The 19,400-nt window shown below is 59.3% G+C and carries 10 protein-coding genes; 3 read left to right on the top strand and 7 right to left on the bottom strand.

The genetic code is table 11. The features are described from left to right. Positions 1 to 85: 85 nt before the first annotated feature. The 3 genes from G3M56_RS05030 to G3M56_RS05020 all read right to left on the bottom strand — a co-directional run bounded on the left by G3M56_RS05030 (position 86) and on the right by G3M56_RS05020 (position 4,031). The gene (locus G3M56_RS05030; RefSeq protein WP_164364105.1) at positions 86 to 1,114 is read right to left on the bottom strand and encodes an endonuclease/exonuclease/phosphatase family protein; all 1,029 of its coding nucleotides are present in this window, start codon (positions 1,112 to 1,114) and stop codon (positions 86 to 88) included. A 243-nt stretch (positions 1,115 to 1,357) separates the two neighbouring features. Further along, a complete protein-coding gene (locus tag G3M56_RS05025) occupies positions 1,358 to 1,819 on the bottom strand; it encodes a hypothetical protein (protein WP_164364103.1) in 462 nt (153 codons plus the stop codon). A 34-nt stretch (positions 1,820 to 1,853) separates the two neighbouring features. Beyond that, the gene (locus G3M56_RS05020; protein ID WP_164364101.1) at positions 1,854 to 4,031 is read right to left on the bottom strand and encodes a TonB-dependent receptor; all 2,178 of its coding nucleotides are present in this window, start codon (positions 4,029 to 4,031) and stop codon (positions 1,854 to 1,856) included. 303 nt (positions 4,032 to 4,334) lie between these two features. Between G3M56_RS05020 and gltB the strand changes: the two genes are divergently transcribed. Then, positions 4,335 to 8,924, top strand: a complete 4,590-nt coding sequence (gltB, locus tag G3M56_RS05015; RefSeq protein ID WP_164364099.1) for a glutamate synthase large subunit — start codon at positions 4,335 to 4,337, stop codon at positions 8,922 to 8,924. Between the two features lie 116 nt (positions 8,925 to 9,040). On the opposite strand, the gene G3M56_RS05010 is transcribed toward gltB, so the two are convergent. The 3 genes from G3M56_RS05010 to G3M56_RS05000 form a co-directional block, all read right to left on the bottom strand. Next, positions 9,041 to 10,162: a succinylglutamate desuccinylase/aspartoacylase family protein gene (locus G3M56_RS05010; RefSeq protein WP_164364097.1), complete on the bottom strand. Its 1,122-nt coding sequence runs from the start codon at positions 10,160 to 10,162 to the stop codon at positions 9,041 to 9,043. Next, positions 10,159 to 11,376, bottom strand: coding sequence for a RimK family alpha-L-glutamate ligase (locus tag G3M56_RS05005; RefSeq protein WP_164364096.1), 1,218 nt, complete (start codon positions 11,374 to 11,376; stop codon positions 10,159 to 10,161). The genes G3M56_RS05010 and G3M56_RS05005 overlap by 4 nt, the downstream gene beginning before the upstream one ends. A 219-nt stretch (positions 11,377 to 11,595) precedes the next feature. Beyond that, a complete protein-coding gene (locus G3M56_RS05000) occupies positions 11,596 to 12,477 on the bottom strand; it encodes a DMT family transporter (protein ID WP_164364095.1) in 882 nt (293 codons plus the stop codon). Between the two features lie 225 nt (positions 12,478 to 12,702). On the opposite strand from G3M56_RS05000, the gene glgX reads away from it, so the two are divergent. Both glgX and pyk read left to right on the top strand, forming a co-directional pair. Next, positions 12,703 to 14,874 carry a glycogen debranching protein GlgX gene (gene glgX, locus G3M56_RS04995; RefSeq protein ID WP_235203596.1) on the top strand — a complete coding sequence of 724 codons (2,172 nt, stop codon included), beginning with the start codon at positions 12,703 to 12,705 and terminating at the stop codon, positions 14,872 to 14,874. A gap of 25 nt (positions 14,875 to 14,899) precedes the next feature. Continuing rightward, positions 14,900 to 16,333, top strand: coding sequence for a pyruvate kinase (gene pyk, locus G3M56_RS04990; protein WP_164364093.1), 1,434 nt, complete (start codon positions 14,900 to 14,902; stop codon positions 16,331 to 16,333). A gap of 1,392 nt (positions 16,334 to 17,725) precedes the next feature. Here the strand turns inward: pyk and G3M56_RS04985 are convergent. Further along, positions 17,726 to 19,357: a fumarate hydratase gene (locus G3M56_RS04985; RefSeq protein WP_164364092.1), complete on the bottom strand. Its 1,632-nt coding sequence runs from the start codon at positions 19,355 to 19,357 to the stop codon at positions 17,726 to 17,728. Between the last annotated feature and the right edge of the window lie 43 nt (positions 19,358 to 19,400).

Below are 19,400 nucleotides of genomic sequence, written 5' to 3'. Positions count from 1 at the left end.
CTTTAGAGAATCCGACGAGCTCCGCGCAACGTATCCCGCGGCATGCTCCGTCGGATTTTTCTCTGATAACACTCGCCCTGCAGTTTTAGTCCGCAACTTCACGCAACTGGAGCACGGCTCGCAACGGCCGGTGATCGGATCCCGCAGCATCACCGACTGAGAAGGCATCCACATGCCAATGATCGGAGATCAGAATGTGGTCGATCGGCATCCCCAGAAACGGAACGTCTATGTACGGTTTCCACGTCAGTTCCAGCCCGTGCCCGTAGGCCGCGTTGCGCACGCCCATCCCAGCACAGAGGTCGTCAAACCAGTACGACCATGGGGCACAGTTGAAATCCCCCGCCACCACGAGCGGCACCTCTTCAGCCTCTGCCGGAGCCAACTTCATCATCGCGCGAAAGTAATCCGCCCGCATCCCGGACATCTGCTCGTTCATCGGCGGCACCGGATGCACGCCCATCACCCGGATCTCACCGAGCTGCTTGTGCTTGAGATCCACATCCACCAGCGGCACGTCTTCGACCAATTTCAGCATTTGTTTGGAGCGCGTACGATCTTCGGCAATAGGCCACCGGCTCATCAGCCACACCCCGAAGTTGTCCGACCGAGGGTCCGCCACTTGGTACGGAAACACCCGGCGCAATGCATTGAAGTGCTCGCGATAGGTTGCCGGCCTTACCTCCATCAAAAACACACAGTCAGGCAGATCCTCCTTGGGCAAACGGACCATCCGCTCCACCCAACCATCCATCGGCGCATTGTCCGGCCCGAGATTGAAACTCACCACCGAAAACCCGGGCACCCCCTCGTTCACCGCCCCACGCTCCTCACCAGATAGTGCCTCAAGCGAGCCAAGCCCGTAGTAATCGAGCACAGGCCATGCCATCCATGTCGCCACCAGCACACCGGAGATGGCCCGCATGGGAGCAAACACAACCAACGACATCAACGCCCCGATCAGCGCACCACCCGAAGCCAATACCCGCAGGTTGCTGAGCAACTCCAGCCCCCACCAACGATCGGCAAAAAAGAGCGCCACGCCGTAGGCCACCGTCCCCCAGACCAGCAGTCGAGCCCACCGCAGCACCGCCTTTCGTGTCAGTATCTTCATCGTTTCCGCCTCCGTCGATTTGTGTGCAGAGACTAGCCAATGCCCGCACCGAATGAAGCAATAATTCACCAAAAAAGCGGGCTCCCGAATCCTGCCGGGAGCCCGCTGATGATGATCTTCATCGCACACGAGTCGCCTGATGGCAGCCTAGTGTTGATCGTGGGTTAAAGGTAGTAGTAGTCATTGAAGATCCAACATCAGTGAGGTCAGGTGGTCGGGTACTGCAGCTTGTCCTGTATCTTTTCACTTAATGTCTTTCTTCGCGCTGTAGGCATCTTGGTTATCTCTCCACCATTGCTTTAGCTCTTCCAATTCTTCTCTTGAATGATTCTTCAAACCCTCTTTAGGCATGCCTTCTTCCATCAGGACCTTCCACGTTGAATCATGTAAAGCCATGATGACTGTGTGAACTTGGTTATTGTACCTCACTATAACCACGGCCCATTGCTTGCCTTGTTTCGAGGTTATAACTTCTACTCTTAAATCACCTTTGGCAGCCTTGGCCAAATCTTCTTTTAATTGCATTTTGACAAGCTCATTATGCCTCTTGTCGGCGAATGGGACTATATAAGCATAAGCTTTCTCAAGATCAGAATTCGCAATGTGAACCCACATCTTTTTGTATGCATCTGCCGCTTTTTCTTCAGCGAGAAGAAAGGAGGGCGATAACACAACCATTAAAATCAATAAGTATGAGAATTTCACATCTCCAGCAGAACAGATTAATGAGAGAGCACTCTTAGAAGCGCCACTCTCCGGATACCACGAAGTTACGCCCGGCACCGTTCACTCCGGATCCGTGCACGCGGTATTCTTCGTCGGTGAAGTTTTCCACCGCAGCCACTAGCGTGACATTCTCGGTCACATGCCAGCCGCCGCGGACGGTTCCAAGCACGTAGCCAGGAGTTCCCCCCGGTGGGATGCGCTGGGTATCTTTTTGGTCACCGAAACTCAAGCGGTCCTGCTTGTCGGCACCTTGTCCCAGAAGCTCCACCCAAATCCGACGCTCGGGACTATCCCAACGCACGCCGAGCTGGCCGCTCAACGGCAGCATCCGCGTGATCGTTTGGCTGGTGATCGGCTGACCGGCCACCGCCGCATCCTCGGTCTCACCTTCCTGCCATGCCACCCAGCCGAAGACCGAAAACGCATCGCACAGCTGGTAGCGCGAACTCAACTCCACCCCATGCACAAAGCCGTCGCGGGCATTCTGCTTGGTCACTTCATTGAATCCATCCACCACGCGCCCGGTACGCTGACCTGTGATCAGGTCGTCCATGAACGTGTAGTAGTACACCAATCCACCATTGAAGCGCTCACCCGAGTGGCGAACTCCCAACTCGGTCGAGACGAACTTCTCCGGATCCAGCCCCAGCGACGGCGTTGCGATCTCATCGGTACGCGCACTGGCAAACTGACTCAAATCCGCCAGGCTCGGAGCGCGGAACCCTTGCGAGACACCACCATACAGGCGCCAGGTCTCCTCGCCATCCAGAGCATAGGCAAAGCGCACACTCCCAGAGACATCCCACCAATCTTTGCTGAACCCAATCGGGTCGCCTGTGTTCGGGTCCGCCACCCGCCCGATGTCTGCCTGGGCGTAACTCACACGACCACCAATCCAGACATCCAACCGCTCGGCTGGCTCCAGATGCGTCTGCACATACGCCCCCGCCAAGTGATACTTCGAATTGTCACCGACCGGCCCCTGCACGGCATTGCCCTTGAAGCTGCCGTCCGCATTGAAGTCCTTACGGAACGAGTCGATCCAATCGAGGTAGTAACTCGCACCGTAAGCCAGATCGCCAATGGCTGTGCCTTCTTTGTTGAACTGCCCAAACACCCCCATGGTGTCGACTGTGAAGCCTTGCTCGTCACGACGCCCGTCGGAACGCACCCGATCCTGGAACTCCTCGTGGCGCTGGTGGCTCAGCGAGAGCAAATAACCATCCGCCCAGCTTCCATCCACCGAACCCTCAGCCTGAACGTAGGTAAGATAGCGGTCTTGATCGAGGATGCGGGACAACTCATCGCCGACGCTCGTCCCTCGCCATGACTCGCCGCGCACCGTCTTATGAGTGCGCCAAGCATTGTCCTGATGCACCTGCTGGTGGGCGAATGTCAGCCGGGCACCGGATGCGAGGAATTTCTCCAACTTCACATCGCCGTCGATCTCGCTGTAGCCGGTCTTCTCCTGACGCCCAAGCCCAGCCACCTCGAGGTCGCCGAACTCCTTCACACTTACGCCTGCCACCACGCCAAAGTCACCACCACGGCTGACACCACCCTCCACGCGCCCGACGACACTGCGCTCAGCAGAGGCATAACGCCCGAGGATCCGACCAAAGCTTTGTGTCGTTCCATCCTCCGCATACTCCGGACGAATGGTGAGCGCATTGACCGTCCCGCCAATCGCATCCGACCCATAAAGCACCGAACCTTGACCCTTCACGATCTCGATCGAGCTCAGACTGAGTGGGTCAATTGTGTTCCAATACTGGTTCGGGCCGCTGCGGAAGGTCGAGTTGTTCAAACGAATCCCATCGATCAACGCCAATGTCTGATAGCCGGTAAACCCGCGGATATAAGGACTGCCCTGACCGTGAGCGGTCTTCTGCATCAGCACGCCAGGGGTCTCAAAGAATGCCTCGGGGAAGGTTCGCGTCTGCCGTTCCTTGAGTTGCTTCACCCCGAGCACCTCCACCGAGTTCGGCAGCTCGCTCAGGTTCCGGCTTTCGCGGGTCGCGGTCACCACCAGCGGGTCGAGCGCGCCTTCAGTGGCCGCCAGATCTTCTACCGTCACAGCAGGTGGCACCGGAGCACTGGTCACCTCCGGCTGTTCGGCGGCCAGTCCATTCAAAAGGCACAAGGCGGGGACCAACGCAGCCAGGACCTTCGCAGGTTTAGGGGATCTCACACACATAAGGCGCACTAAAAACCAAGTATCAAACATGTTGCCAAGACTTTTTGAACGACCTGACAGTTCGCTTCGTAATTAACCGTCCCCACTCAGGAGATCCTTGATCGGATCGCCTACAAACCCTTATGACAGGGGGCTCACAAGCCAATTTCGCGAGAAATTGGACAGACGCCACAATCCCATCTAAGTTTCCCAGCTCGAGCCTCCGTACCCACGGAGACTATCAGTGAGAACATGGCGACACCACGTCCTCACAGCGGAAAGCCGGTACTCCACCGGACCATCACATTTGATTTGATCATGGAAGTAAAAAATCAACCGAACGAATTCCTGACCATCCCTGCGGCTGCCGCAGGATCGATGCACCGTGCCGACAACGAAGGCGACGCCTGCGGCATGGGTGCCATCGCCCACATCAAGGGCGAACGCAGCCACCAGGTCCTCCAGCACGCCATCACCTCCGTCTGCAACATGACCCACCGCGGCGCGGTGGATGCCGACATGAAAACCGGTGACGGCTCGGGAATTCTCTCGCAGCTTCCATACAAGATCCTCCAAAAGGCTGCCGCAGACCTCGGCCACACCTCCGTCAAAGACGAAGACCTCGGCGTCGGTGTCTTCTTTGTCCCACGCGACAACAGCGAGGCAGCAGCCAAAGTAAAGACCATCGCCGAAGCCACCATCATCAAGCGTGGCATCAAGATCCTCGGCTGGCGTGACGTTCCTGTGAACCCAGACGAGCTCGGCAAAATCGCCCAGCAGTCGCGCCCTGATATTTTCCACCTTCTATTTGAGCGGCCTGAAGGGCTCAGCGCAGACGACTACGAGCGCCAGCTCTACCTCTGCCGCCGCCTGATCGAGAAGGAGATCAAAGCGGAGCAGATCTCGGGGGTCTACATCCCAACGCTCTCGCACCGCCTCATCGGCTACAAAGCTCTGGCGATGCCAGCCGCCTTGCGTGCGTTCTACTCCGACCTCAGCAACCCTGAGTTCGAGACCGCTATTGCTCTCTACCACCAGCGCTTCTCCACCAACACCTTCCCTGCTTGGCCTCTTGGTCAGCCGTTCCGCATGATGTGCCACAACGGTGAGATCAACACCGTGCGCGGAAACCGCAACTGGATGAAGTCGCGTGAAGAGTTCTACGAGTCGGAAATCTGGGGCGACGACGTCGAAATCGTCAAAGACCTGATCCAGGAAGGCGAGTCGGACTCCGCATCGCTCGACCACGCTCTCGAACTTCTCGTACTCTCCGGCCGTTCACTTGAGCACGCCATGTGCATGCTCGTGCCACCTGCCTTCCGCAACCAACGCGAGATCTCCGAGGAACTGCGAGCGTTCTACCAGTACCACCGCTCGTTCTGCGAGCCATGGGACGGCCCGGCCGGACTCGTCTACACCGACGGCGTCAAGGTCTGCGCATCGCTCGACCGTAACGGCCTGCGCCCATCCCGCTTCGCCCTCGACGAAGACGGACTCCTCTACATCGGCTCGGAAATCGGCACCATCCCAATGGACGACGCCAAGATCGTCCAAAAAGGTCGCCTCGGACCTGGCCAGATGATCTCCGCCGACACCACCACCGGTGAGCTCCGCTTCGACAACGAAATCAAGGAAGAACTCGCCCGCCGCGCGCCATACCACAAGTGGGTCAACAACCACCGCGTGGACCTCACCGAGTTCGTCCCAAGCGAGCCTCAGGCTGATCCGATCCAGCACTTCGATGCGCTCAAGTTGAGCCAGTTCCAAGTTGCCAACGGAGTCACCAAGGAAGAGCTCCAAATGGCCTTCCGCGCGATGATCAACGGTGGTCAGGAAGCGGTTTACTCGATGGGTGACGACACCGCGCTTTCGGTGCTGAGCCTTTTCCCACGCAACCTCTCGACCTACTTCAAGCAGCTCTTCGCACAGGTCACCAACCCACCGATCGACCCGATCCGTGAGCGCGCGGTGATGACCCTCGCTGCAGGCTTGGGCTCTGAGCGCAACCTGCTCGGCGAGACCCCGGAACACGCCCGCATCCTCAACCTGGAGTCGGCAATTCTCTTCGACCACGAGCTCGCCCAGATCCGCGAGATGGACGGCCACGGCTTCAAACACGCCGACATCGACATCACCTGGGACATCAAAGAAGGCGCAGCCGGATTGGAAAAAGCAATCGACCGCGTTTGCGCCGAGGCGGAAGCCGCTGTTGATGCGGGTCAGGAAATCCTGATCCTCACCGACGTCGCCACCAGCCCTGAGCGCGTGGCAATCCCAGCCATGATGGCTACCGGTGCTGTTCACCACCACCTCAACCGCGTCGGCAAGCGCATGCGCGGATCGTTGGTTCTGGAGACAGCCGAAGTGCGTGACTCGCACCAGCTCGCCTGCGTCATCGGTTACGGTGGCACCGCAGTTTGCCCATACCTTGGCTACGCCACCGTGCGTGACATGGTCGCCAACGCGGACGCCCACAAGGTCAGCGGAGTCGAGCTTGACAAGGCACTCACCAACTACCGCTACGCTCTCGAAAAAGGCGTGCTCAAGATCATGTCCAAGATGGGCATCAGCGTTCTCAACTCATACCAGGGCGCACAGATCTTCGAAGCAGTCGGCGTGGCCTCCGAGGTCATCGACAAGTGCTTCACCGGCACCCACTCGAAAATCGGCGGTGTCGGCTTTGAGCAGATCGCAGCCGAATCGCTCACCCGTCACTCGGAAGCATACGGCACGTCGGAGCCTGCAGGCGGCGCACCACTTCCGCTTCAGGACCACGGCGTCAACCGCTACCAGCGCGGCGGAGAAAAGCACGTCGTCACCCCGACCGTCGTCAAGAGCTTCCACAGCTTCGTCGAAAGCGGCAAGGAAGACGAATACGAAGAGTACGTGAAAGCGACTCTCGAAACCCGTCCGACCGCGATCAAGGACTTGCTCGAATACGTGCCAGCAGCCTCCGGCCCAGTGCCACTCGAGGAAGTGGAGCCTATCGAAAACATCCGCAAGCGCTTCACCACCGCGGCCATGTCGCTCGGCGCTCTCTCGCCGGAAGCTCACGAAGTGCTCGCCATCGCCATGAACATGATCGGCGGTAAGTCGGACTCCGGTGAAGGCGGCGAGGAAGTCTCCCGCTTCACTCCATACGAAAACGGCGAATGGGCAAACTCGAAGATCAAGCAGGTCGCATCCGGCCGTTTCGGTGTCACAGCCCACTACCTCTCGAGCGCCGAGGAAATCGAAATCAAGATGGCTCAGGGCGCCAAGCCTGGTGAGGGTGGTCAGTTGCCAGCCCACAAGGTCAACGGCATCGTCGCCAAACTGCGCCGCACCCAGCCGGGTGTGCAGTTGATCTCGCCTCCACCGCACCACGACATCTACTCGATTGAGGACTTGGCTCAGCTGATCCACGACCTCAAGGAAGTGAACCCACGCGCCCGCATCACCGTGAAGCTCGTGGCTGGAACCGGTGTCGGCACCATCGCTGCCGGTGTGGCCAAGGCCAACGCCGACATCATCCTGGTCTCGGGCGCCGACGGCGGAACCGCCGCCTCGCCACTGACCTCGATCAAGCACGCAGGTCTGCCATGGGAAATGGGCCTTTCTGAGACCAACCAGACGCTCTTGCTCAACGGTCTGCGTGACCGCATCACCCTCCGTACCGACGGCGGCATGCGCAATGGTCACGACATCGTGAAAGCGGCGATCCTCGGTGCGGAAGAGTTCAACTTCGGCACCATCGCCCTGATCGCAATGGGTTGTGTTTACGTCCGCCGTTGCCACCTCAACGACTGCCCTGTGGGTGTTGCCACCACCGATCCTAAGTTCCGCTCGAAGTTCCGCGGCACTCCGGAGAAAGTGGTCAACTTCTTCAACGCTGTGGCAGAGGAAGTCCGCACCATCATGGCTCAGCTCGGCGTGCGTAAGCTCGACGACCTCATCGGCCGTCCGCAGTTCCTCCAACAGCGCGAAGTCAAGGACAACGCCAAGGCCAACAGCGTCGACCTTTCCGCTATCCTCAAGGACACAGCAGACAAGGACGCTTCCCGCATCTGGAACGGCAAGCCAAACCTCGGCATCCACGAGCCATCACTCGACGACAAGATCATCGTCGACGCAAAAGCCGCTCTGGATAACCGCGAGAAAGTCGAACTCAGCTACGACGTCATCAGCACCAACCGTAACCTCGGCACCAAGCTCTCGGGCGAAGTCGCCGTGCGCTACGGCGACACCGGTCTCGAAGACGGCACCATCAAGATCAACTTCAAAGGCTCGGCGGGTCAGTCGTTCGGCACATTCCTGGCAGGCGGTATCGACCTCCACCTCACCGGTGAGGCAAACGACTACGTCGGTAAGGGCATGACCGCCGGCAGCATCGTCATCCGCCCTGCGGATGAGCGCGGGTTCATCCCTGAAGACAACTCGATCGTCGGCAACACCTGCCTCTACGGAGCTACCGGTGGCGCTCTCTACGCAAACGGCCGCGCCGGCGAACGCTTCTGCGTCCGTAACTCCGGCAGCACCGGCATCGTCGAAGGTTGTGGCGACCACGGATGTGAGTACATGACCAACGGTCTGACCGTCATCCTCGGCACCACCGGCACCAACTTCGGCGCTGGTATGTCCGGCGGTGAAGCCTACATCTACGATGAGGACGGTCACTTCCGCGACCGCGTGAACCGGGAAATGATCGTGGTCCAGCCAGTCGACCGCATCAAGTTCGCCGACAAACTCCGCGGCCTCGTTGAAGATCACTTCAACGCCACCGGCAGCCCGAAAGCCAAGCGCCTGCTCGATGACTGGGAAACCTCGCTCAAGCAGATGGTTCGCGTGATTCCAAAGACCACCGCTGCTGCGGAGGAAGCCGAGGAACAACACGAGTCCGCTGGCGAGCCTGTCGGCGCCGCGAAGTAATTCGCCGGACACTCAACGGATCAATAAAGAGGCGGCAGTCGCACCACGCGACTGCCGCCTTTTTTGTGCACACTCTCAACCAGCTCCGGCAAGCCCAGGAAAGATCCCCCTTCCAGCTAGGCCTCGTCCTCATCGTCCGGCTCGACCGGATCTTCGACGGTAATATTCGTCGCCAAGTGCGTGCGCAGCTGGCTCTCCAACGCCTCGTCATCCATCGTATCGACGCTCTTCTCCAGCGACCTGAACTGCTTGCTGGTATCAGGCTTCGCCACATGGATGATCGGATCCCCGGGCGACACCGCTGGCATTGTCGTCATTCCGAGCACGATGCCGTCGTGCGGGCTCACGACCACTTCATTCTCCTCACCGAGCAGCCCTGTGTTGGTCGCCACCGCAGCACCCGCTTTCACCGTATCTCCGGGAGCCACGTGGAACTTCAAAAAGCCACCGCACCCGGCTCGCACCCAACTTGTACCCTGCACGATCATCTGATGCGGAGCGGTTTCCTGACGATCATCCTCATCGACATCGATCATTTCCAACTCGGACAAAATGTGGGTCAGCCCGCGCATCGTCAGATCCTGGACCGATGGCTCAACCTTCAAAGTCTCCCCCGCTTCCAAAATGATCGTCGGGCACCCCGCCTTGCACGCCTCACGCCGCAACGACCCATCAGGTCCCGCGTTGTGCACAATCACTTCCGCACCAAAGGCATTCGCCAACAACTCACACCCGGGGTCATCCATGTCCGCACGCACATTCGGAAAGTTCGTCCGCCGCACTGCGGCCGTGTGCAGGTCCACCATGTAATCGCAACGAGAGATCACCTCTTTCATCACCAAATGCGCCAGGCGTCCGGTCAGACTCCCCTTCTTGCTACCAGGGAAGGAGCGGTTCAAATCCCGACGGTCCGGCGTATAGCGGCTGTGCCGTTCAAAGCCCATCACATTGACTACGGGGACCAACACCAGCGACCCTCGCTTCAAAACGAATGGAGGCTCCTCAATCAGCTTCCGAATCACTCCGGTACCATTGATCTCGTCTCCATGCACCGCTGCAGTGATCCCCAACACCGGCCCATCCTCGTAGCCACGCCACACCATCAATGGCAGATGCACACCCACCCCGGTGAAGCTCTCACCCGCCTTCAGACGGATGCGCTTGCGTTCGCCTGGATGAACTTTCTTTCCACCCCATTTTCCAATGGAGCGCTTCTTCTTTCGCGGTGACGGGCTCATGAGCTGTGGTTCTGGTCTAGGGTTGTGCCCTCCGTCACAGGTGTCGCAGGCAATGCCTTGAGCTTGCGCCTGCGCTTGGGCCGGTGAGGAATCATGGACTTCATATTCTCCACCCTGCCGTAACAAAGCAGAGTATCATTCGCTTCCAGCACTCGGGAGGACTTCGGGTTCGAAATCACCGAATCCGCGCGCTTCAAGGTCAACACCACGACGTCGCTGTCACGCAGCCCGGTCTGTTCGATAGTCTGCCCGACAAAGACACTCCCCGGTGGAATGCTGATGTCCGTCACCCCGTACCCACGGCTGACGGTCAGACGTTGTCTCAAATCGATCTCCGGCATGTTCGCCTGATCCGAGATAAAATCGATTACCTCCCCCGCAATGTCCAAGCCCGTGGCTCCCTCAATCCCCTCGAGCCCGGGAGAAGAATTGATCTCCATGATCTGCGGTCCGCTCTTGCCCTCGAGCATATCCACCCCGCACACCTTCAACCCCATGATCTGCGCCGCCCGCACCGCCGCCTCAGCGTAGGCCGGGTCGAGCTCAATCGCCGTCGCCACACCACCACGGTGCACATTGCTCCGGAATTCCTGACCCTGCGCGGTACGCCGGATCGCCCCGACCACGCGGTCGTTGATCACAAACGCCCGCACATCCTTGCCTTTGCTCTCCGCCACAAACTTCTGAATCAACACATTCTGGTTGGCACTGTGCAAGGTCTCGATGATCGCTTTGGCAATCTCCGGCTTGTCCGCCAAAATCACCCCAACGCCCTGTGTTCCTTCGATCAATTTGATGATCACCGGCGTCCCCCCGACCCGCTCAATCGCATCCGACACGTCGTTCTTGTCGCTAACGTAGGCGGTGCGCGGGATCCCGATGTCGTGACGCGACAGGATCTGCAAGCTGCGCAACTTGTCACGCGAGTTACTGATGCCATTTGCCGTGTTCGGCGTGTAGACATCCATTTGTTCGAACTGCCGAACCACCGTGGTGCCATAACGGGTGATCGACGTTCCAATCCGCGGAAGAATCGCGTCCGGGACATGAATTGCCTTCCCGCGGTAGTAAAGATCCGGCTCCCCCTCCTCCATATCAATGGCGAAGCGCAGTGGGTCTTGAATCCGCACTTTATGCCCGCGGATCTTCGCTGCCTCGACCAATCGTCGGGTGGAGTAGCATTTCGGTGCTCTGGAGAGAATCGTTAAGTTCATCGTGAAATTGAGAGAGAGTAAGCGCAGCCCGATCCACCAAGCACCTGCTTGATGTTACAACCTGCATGAGTATGCCAGAGCATCCTCTGCTAACCACCCATCAGCAACTTCATCGTGAAGCAATCATCGCGTGGAGACACACCCGTCGTGACACGTCCAGCATTACGTCCCAGCCGCGCGCCGGTATGCACCCAACTACCGGAGAATCCCCCACCCCACTCACTCGGCCGACTGCCTCATCGCCTGCCGCTTGCGCGCCACAGGATAACACCAGTTGGCCAGCACGATGATCACCACTCCCAGATAGAACCACGGCGAGAACATCTTGTGCTCACCAAAAAACAAAGCAGCCAACACCATCGCGTAAACCGGCTCGAAGCTCAAAGCCAGCGCCGCCGTGTACGCACTCATCCGACGCAATAACCACGTGTGCATCCAAAACGCGAAGACCGTACACAGCACCACCAACACCCCGAGCCACAACCAATCACTCGCCGTCGGCATGTGCACCGGCTCGCCCCTCCCCAACACCACAGCGGCACAGACCACGAATGCACCTACCATTTCATGGAAGGTAATCACCAATGGGTTCCCGCCCTGATCGACAAAGCGCTTGTTCATCGATGGGAAAATCGCGGCCAACAACGCGGACGTCACCCCGAGCACCAATCCAAGCCCAAACTCGGACGCAAACCCGACAATCAACCCGAGCCCGATCATCACCACGCCGCCAATCGCCACCTCCAACTTGCTGTGACGCCTTCCGGTAATCACCGGCTCGACCAACGCTGTGAACAATGCCGCCGAAGAAAGCCCGGCCACCGCAACCGTCACATTGGAAACCTTGATCGCCCCGTACAACGCAAGCCAGTGTAATCCGAGCACTCCGCCGGCTCCCAAATAACTCAGAATCACCTTCCGCGGCTGGCGGAAGAAACGTACCCGATAAAAGACCAAGCCCATTACTACGGCCGCGGCCAACGTCCGCCACGCCACCAACTGATCCGCCGGCAACTCGATCAGCTTGCCCAGAATCGCAGTCAACCCGACCACGATGACAAAGAAATGAAGTAAAAGATGATCGACGCGGTTGGCTTCCATGACATCGTCACCGTCGCAGTCAATGCTCTCCGTGCAACGGAAACATCCCCCCCACGAATTAATCCCGCCCGCAACTCAGTCTGCCATATCCCCTGATACTTGTGCTCCATTCCCAGCGGCACACGCGCAAGTCGCGCGTAGAATCACTTGATCTGGAGCTTAAAGTCGCCAACTTGCGCAAGTTTGAGCTCAAAGTACACATCACCTGATCCGCCAGTCACCGCAGTGGCAGGAAAACCGTTCCCAATCGGCGCCACGCCGTGTGAGGACGGGGTGAACTTTGCGATTTTCTCGGAAAACTCCACCGCGATGGACGTCTGTCTGTTTGATCCGGAGAACCCGAAACGGGAGATCGCCCGTGTACGATGCCCACGCCGCACCCAGGGAGTCTGGCACGTTTTTGTCCCCGGCCTCAAACCCGGAGCCCTCTATGCCTTCCGCGCCCACGGCCGCTACGAACCAGAGCACGGCTTCCGTTTCAACCCGCACAAGCTGCTGGTCGATCCATACGCGAAGCTCATCACCGGCACTCTGAAGGGACGCCCGGAACTCAGCGGCAGCCGCGCCGATGATTCCATCGAGACCACAGACACCGCGCGCTTTATGCCGCGATGCATGGTGATCGACAACGACTTCAACTGGGAAGGCGACGAAGCCCCTCAGATCCCGTACAACGACACCATCATCTACGAGGCCCACGTCAAAGGGTTCACCAAGCTGCACCCGCAGATCCCCGATCACCTGCGCGGCACGTACGCTGGCCTGGCCTCGGACGAAGCTCGGGCCCACCTGCGCGAGCTCGGTGTCACCACCGTTCAGCTGATGCCGGTCCACTACCACCTCGACGACGAATTCCTCGTCTCGCGTGGACTGACCAACTACTGGGGCTACCAGACGCTGGGCTATTTTGCGCCGCACTTGGAGTACGCCGCGGACCAGACCGGCGACGGCGCCATCCGTGAGTTCAAAGGGATGGTCAAAGCTCTCCACCGCGACGGCATCGAGGTCATCCTCGACGTGGTCTACAACCACACCTGCGAAGGCAACCACCTCGGGCCGACCCTCTCATTCCGCGGACTGGACAACCACTGCTACTACCGCCTCGAACGCGGCCACCCGGAATTCTACTCGGACATGACCGGAACCGGCAACACCGTCGACCTGCGCCACCCGAAGGTGCTCCAGATGGTGCTCGATTCCCTGCGCTACTGGGTGACGGAAATGCACGTCGATGGCTTCCGCTTCGACCTGGCCGCCACGCTGGGCCGCGAGTCCGATGGATTCGCCCGCAATGGCGCATTCTTCCGCGCCATCCAGCAAGACCCGGTGCTTTCCAAAGTAAAGCTTATCGCCGAACCGTGGGACACCGGATACGGAGGCTACCAAGTCGGTAATTTCCCCGAGCCCTTCTCCGAACTCAACGGCAAATACCGCGACCACGTCCGCTCGTTCTGGAAGGGCGACGCCGGCAGCCTGCCTAACCTGGCATCGCGCCTCACCGGATCCGAAGACGTCTACGGATCATTCGTGCAGCCACTGCACAGCATCAACTTCGTCACCTGCCACGACGGCTTCACCTTGCGCGACTTGGTGTCGTACAACGACAAGCACAATCTGGCCAACAACGAGGGCAACCGCGACGGCGAAGGCCACAATATTTCATGGAACCACGGTGAAGAAGGCCCGACGCAGGATGAGGAAATCCGCAAACTGCGCCGCCGCCAATCGCGCAACTTCCTTGCCACGCTCTTCCTTTCCCAGGGCGTTCCATTCCTCCTCGCTGGCGATGAGTTCGGCCGCACCCAGAAGGGCAACAACAATGCCTACTGCCAGGATAATGAAATCTCATGGCTGAACTGGGAGCTCGACGAGGACGGCCGTGACCTCCTCAACTTCACGCGCAAGATCATCGAACTGCGCAAGAACCACCACATTTTCTCGAAGAGCCGCTTCCTCCACGGCAACTCACTGCGCGGAACGTCCGCACGCGACGTGATCTGGCTGCGCCCTGAAGGCACCGCCATGAACGCACACGACTGGCACGACGGCTCGCTGCGCTCGATGGGCATGCTGCTTTCCGGCACCGCCCACAGCCAGAAACGCGACTGGCGCATCAGCCGTCAGGACAAATGCTTCCTCGTGCTGGCCCACGCCGGATCCGAGTTCCAATCGTTCCGCCTGCCCGGCAGCCGTGGCGTCCGCTGGGAGACAATCGTCCATACGGCCGATCACCACGGATTCGTGGACTCATCGAAAAACCCGGAACTCAACTCCGGTGACCCATTCTCAATGCCCCCTTACTCACTCGCGGTATTCAAACTTACCGCGGGATCGGAACACGAAGCCCAGTCCCCGCCGAGCGATGCGGACGACACAAGCTCGTCTCCAAAACACTAACCACTGATCAGATCAAGATCACACCATGACCGAACCATCGACAACCACCATCATCCCGAAGAAGACGAAATTCACCGTCACTCTCGGACCTGCTACTGATTCCGAGGAAATGCTCGGTAAGCTGCTCGACGCAGGTGCCAACGTTTTCCGCCTCAACATGAGCCACGGCCGTCACGAATGGGTCCGCACCGTCGTTGAGCGCATCCGCAACGTGGCCTCCAAGAAGAATCTCCACCCTGCGATCCTGATGGACCTTCAGGGCCCATCCATCCGCACCGGTGACCTCGCAGAGCCAATCCAGCTCGCCGTTGGTGATCAAATTGAGATCCGCACCAAGGACGCAGCACCAACACTCGAGAAGAGCACCACAGTCAACTACGACGACCTGCCAAAGGACGTGGAAGCAGGCAGCACCATCGTCGTCGACAACGGCATGCTCCTCTTCAAGATCCTCTCGAAGACCGAGACCAACATCATCTGCGAAGTTCTCACCCAGGGTGAAATCACCTCGCGCCGTCACATCAACCTGCCAGGCACCGTGCTCAACCTGCCTGCCATGACCGACAAGGACCGCGACGACGCCACCCTCGCAGCCACCCTCAACCTCGACTTCATCGCGATCTCGTTCGTCCGCGGCGCGGAACACGTCCGCGAAGTGCGCGCATTCATGGCCGAGCGCAGCTCGTCCCCACGCATCGTCGCCAAAATCGAAGACCAGGAAGCCGTCCGTAACATCAATGCCATCATCGAAGAAACCGACGCCGTCATGGTGGCCCGTGGTGACCTCGGTATCGAAGTCGATTACGAAGAGCTCCCAATCATCCAGCGAAGCATCGTCAAAAAGTGCCACGCAGCTGGTAAGCGCGTCATCGTCGCCACCCACATGCTCGAGAGCATGATCGAAAACCCAAGCCCAACCCGCGCAGAAGTCACCGACGTCGCAAACGCCGTCTTCGAACAGGCCGACGCCGTGATGCTCTCGGGTGAAAGCTCGGTCGGACGCTACCCACTCAAGTGCCTCGAGGTGCTCGACCGCATCTCCCGCCGAATCGAGCGCTCCGGTGGCGCAGGGTTCGAGGAGTTCGTCCGCCCAACCGGCAGCACCAAGCAACTCACCTGCAAGTCTGCGGTCGCCATGGCCAACGACATCGACAACAGCAGCCTCATCGTCTTCACCCGCCGCGGTGTGATGGCCCAGCACCTGTCCTCGTTCCGCCCTCACAAGGCGCCGATCTACGCATTCTCGGAAGACGACCAGGTCTGCCGTAGCCTCGCTCTCTCGCGCGGCGTGAAAGCATTCAACATCGAGTTCCCTAGCAACGCGAAGGACCTCATCCGCCACGCCATCACCTACCTCAAGGCCAAGGGCCTCGTGAAAGCCGGCGAGCCTCTGGTGATCGTTTCCGACATCCTCCAAGAGGAGTACGTCACCGACTCGATCCGCCTCTACGAAGCGTAAGCGCTCGTCACAGAGAAAGCTCACCAGCCGCCCGCGTCATCACCCGATGGCGCGGGCGGCTTTGTTTTTGGGAGTATGCTAGTTTTCTAGTTTTCAGTGAGGACCGTGGCGGATTCGCTTCTGGCTTGGATGCCCCGCCCCTCCGACGTAGCCGCCCAGACGGCAAGACTGCCGTCCCTCCAGCGCTCCGCATCGCCATACGAGCGTCGATGGAGCAACCTCACTCTTGAGGTTGAACGCAAGACTCCGCTCCCCCCCCTCCCTATTGTCGACGAGGACGTCGAACCTCCATGCACCCTCCGCATCACGCAACGCCCCTCGGACCGCCGGTTTCCAATCCGGCCTCCATCCCCACGGAGCGTAGCGACCACTGCCCATCACCAACCTCACAGACGGCAAGACTGCCGTCCCACCAGCGCTCCTCATCATCATACGAGCGTCGATGGAGCAACCTCACTCTTGAGGTTGAACGCGAGACTCCGCTCCCCCTCTCCTCCCTATTGTCGACGAGGACGTCGAACCTCCACGCCCCCGCCGCATCACGCAACGCCCCTCGGACCGCCGGTTTCCAATCCGGCCACCAATCCCCACGGAGCATAGCGACCACTGCCCATCACCAACCTCACAGACGGCAAGACTGCCGTTCCTCCAGCGCTCCGCATCATCATACGAGCGTCGATGGAGCAACCTCACTCTTGAGGTTGAACGCGAGACTCCGCCCCCCTCCCCGCCCTATTGTCGACGAGGACGTCGAACCTCCATGCACCCTCCGCATCACGCAACGCCCCTCGGACCGCCGCTTTCCAATCCGCCCTCCATCCCCACGGAGCGTAGCGACCACTGCCCATCACCAACCTCACAGACGGCAAGACTGCCGTCCCAACAGCACTCCGCACCGCCATACGAGCGTCGATGGAGCAACCTCACTCTTGAGGTTGAACGCGAGACTCCGATCACCCTCTCCCTATTGTCGACGAGGACGTCGAACCTCCATGCACCCTCCGCATCACGCAACGCCCCTCGGACCGCCGGTTTCCAATCCAGCCACCATCCCCACGGAGCGTAGCGACCACTGCCCATCACCAACCTCACAGACGGCAAGACTGCCGTTCCTCCAGCGCTCCGCATCGCCATACGAGCGTCGATGGAGCAACCTCACTCTTGAGGTTGAACGCGAGACTCCGCTCACCCTCTCCGCCCTATTGTCGACGAGGACGTCGAACCTCCATGCCTCCCTCCCATTCAAAAATCCCGTCAATCATGTCAATCCTGTCCAAAAACGCTCACAAGGGAGCTCAGCGGGCACGCTCCGTCTCCCCCCATCCACAAAAAAGCCGCCGCGCCGGATCAAATCCAACGCGGCGGCCCTGACAAACTAAACGTCAGCTCCAATCAACAAATTGGGCACTGGTTGATCTGCTCGAAGAAGTCGTTGCCCTTGTCATCCACCAGGATGAACGCAGGGAAGTCCTCGACTTCGATCTTCCACACAGCTTCCATGCCGAGCTCCGGCCACTCCACCACTTCCACACTCTTGATGTGGTTCTGGGCGAGCAACGCAGCCGGGCCACCGATCGACCCAAGATAGAACCCACCGTGCTTCTTACACGCGTCGGTCACCTGCTGGGAGCGGTTGCCCTTGGCGAGCATCACCATCGATCCACCAGCAGCCTGGAACTCATCAACGTATCCGTCCATACGGCCGGCTGTCGTCGGCCCGAACGATCCCGACGGCAGACCTTCCGGTGTCTTGGCAGGACCGGCATAGTAAACCGGATAGTCCTTGATGTATTGCGGCAGCTCACCGGTCTCCTGCAACACCTCACGCAGCTTGGCGTGGGCAATGTCACGCGCCACGATGATCGTGCCATTCAGCGCCACCGGAGTGGTCACCGGGTACTTACTCAAGGTCTCGAGCGTCTTCGCCATGCCCTCGTTGAGGTCAATCTTAACGCCCTTGAACTTCCAATCCTTGTACTTCTCAGGGATGTACTGGCCTGGGTTCTTCTCCAGCTTCTCCAGGAAGATCCCGTCTTTGGTGATCTTCGCCTTCGCCTGACGGTCGGCCGAGCACGAAACGCCAAGACCCACCGGACAAGAAGCACCGTGACGCGGCAATCGGATCACCCGAATATCCAACGCGAAGTACTTGCCGCCAAACTGCGCACCAATTCCGATCTCGCGCGCCGCCTGCAGCAACTCTTTCTCCATCTCCACGTCGCGGAATGCCTGACCGTGCTCGTTGCCCTCGGTTGGCAGTTCATCGTAGTAACGGGTCGATGCCAACTTCACGGTCTTCATCGTGGTCTCGGCGGACGTGCCACCGATCACCAACGCAATGTGGTAAGGCGGGCAGGCCGACGTGCCCAGTGTACGGAACTTCTCAATCGCAAACTCACGCAGGCGCTTCGGATTGAGCAGCGCCTTGGTCTCTTGATAGAGGAATGTCTTGTTAGCGGATCCACCGCCCTTGTTCACGAACAGGAAAGAATACTCGTCGCTATTGGTCGCGTAGAGATCGATCTGGGCCGGCAGGTTCGTGCGCGAGTTCGTCTCTTCGAACATGGTCAACGGCACGGTCTGCGAGTAGCGCAGGTTCTCCTCGGTGTAGGTCTTGTAGATCCCTTTCGAGAGAAACTCAGCATCGTCGGCTCCGGTCCACACAGACTGGCCTTTTTTGCCCATCACGATTGCGGTGCCGGTGTCTTGGCAGGCAGGGAGGATACCGCGTGCGGCGATCTCGGCATTGCGCAGCAAATTGAGAGCCACCATGCGGTCGTTATCGGTCGCCTCTTCATCGTCGAGGATGGCGGCGACCTGCTTGAGGTGCGACGGACGCAGAGTGAACGAAATTGCCTTCGATGCGGCGTTGGCCAGAAGCGTCAGTGCCTCCGGCTCAACTTTCAACATCTCGCGACCACAGCAGTCGATGGTCGAGACATAATCAGTCGAGATGCATTCGTACTCGGTCTTGTCCGGACCGAGAGGAAACGGAGCTTGGTAATGAAAGGGTTTGTCAGCCATGGGAGAAAAACTAGGCATTCTCCCATGGCGATCAACGCAAATC

Source organism: Sulfuriroseicoccus oceanibius, from assembly GCF_010681825.2.
Classification (GTDB): domain Bacteria; phylum Verrucomicrobiota; class Verrucomicrobiia; order Verrucomicrobiales; family SLCJ01; genus Sulfuriroseicoccus; species Sulfuriroseicoccus oceanibius.
The sequence above is the reverse complement of the archived record's forward strand: the minus strand, read 5'-3'. Positions and strand labels throughout refer to the sequence as shown.

Bases quoted from the DNA above. Each gene is read 5' to 3' on its own strand.
- G3M56_RS05030 (WP_164364105.1), bottom strand. From the start codon at position 1,114: ATGAAGATACTGACACGAAAGGCGGTGCTGCGGTGGGCTCGACTGCTG.
- gltB (WP_164364099.1), top strand. From the start codon at position 4,335: ATGGAAGTAAAAAATCAACCGAACGAATTCCTGACCATCCCTGCGGCT.
- G3M56_RS05010 (WP_164364097.1), bottom strand. From the start codon at position 10,162: ATGAGCCCGTCACCGCGAAAGAAGAAGCGCTCCATTGGAAAATGGGGT.
- G3M56_RS05005 (WP_164364096.1), bottom strand. From the start codon at position 11,376: ATGAACTTAACGATTCTCTCCAGAGCACCGAAATGCTACTCCACCCGA.
- G3M56_RS05000 (WP_164364095.1), bottom strand. From the start codon at position 12,477: ATGGAAGCCAACCGCGTCGATCATCTTTTACTTCATTTCTTTGTCATC.
- pyk (WP_164364093.1), top strand. From the start codon at position 14,900: ATGACCGAACCATCGACAACCACCATCATCCCGAAGAAGACGAAATTC.
- G3M56_RS04985 (WP_164364092.1), bottom strand. From the start codon at position 19,357: ATGGCTGACAAACCCTTTCATTACCAAGCTCCGTTTCCTCTCGGTCCG.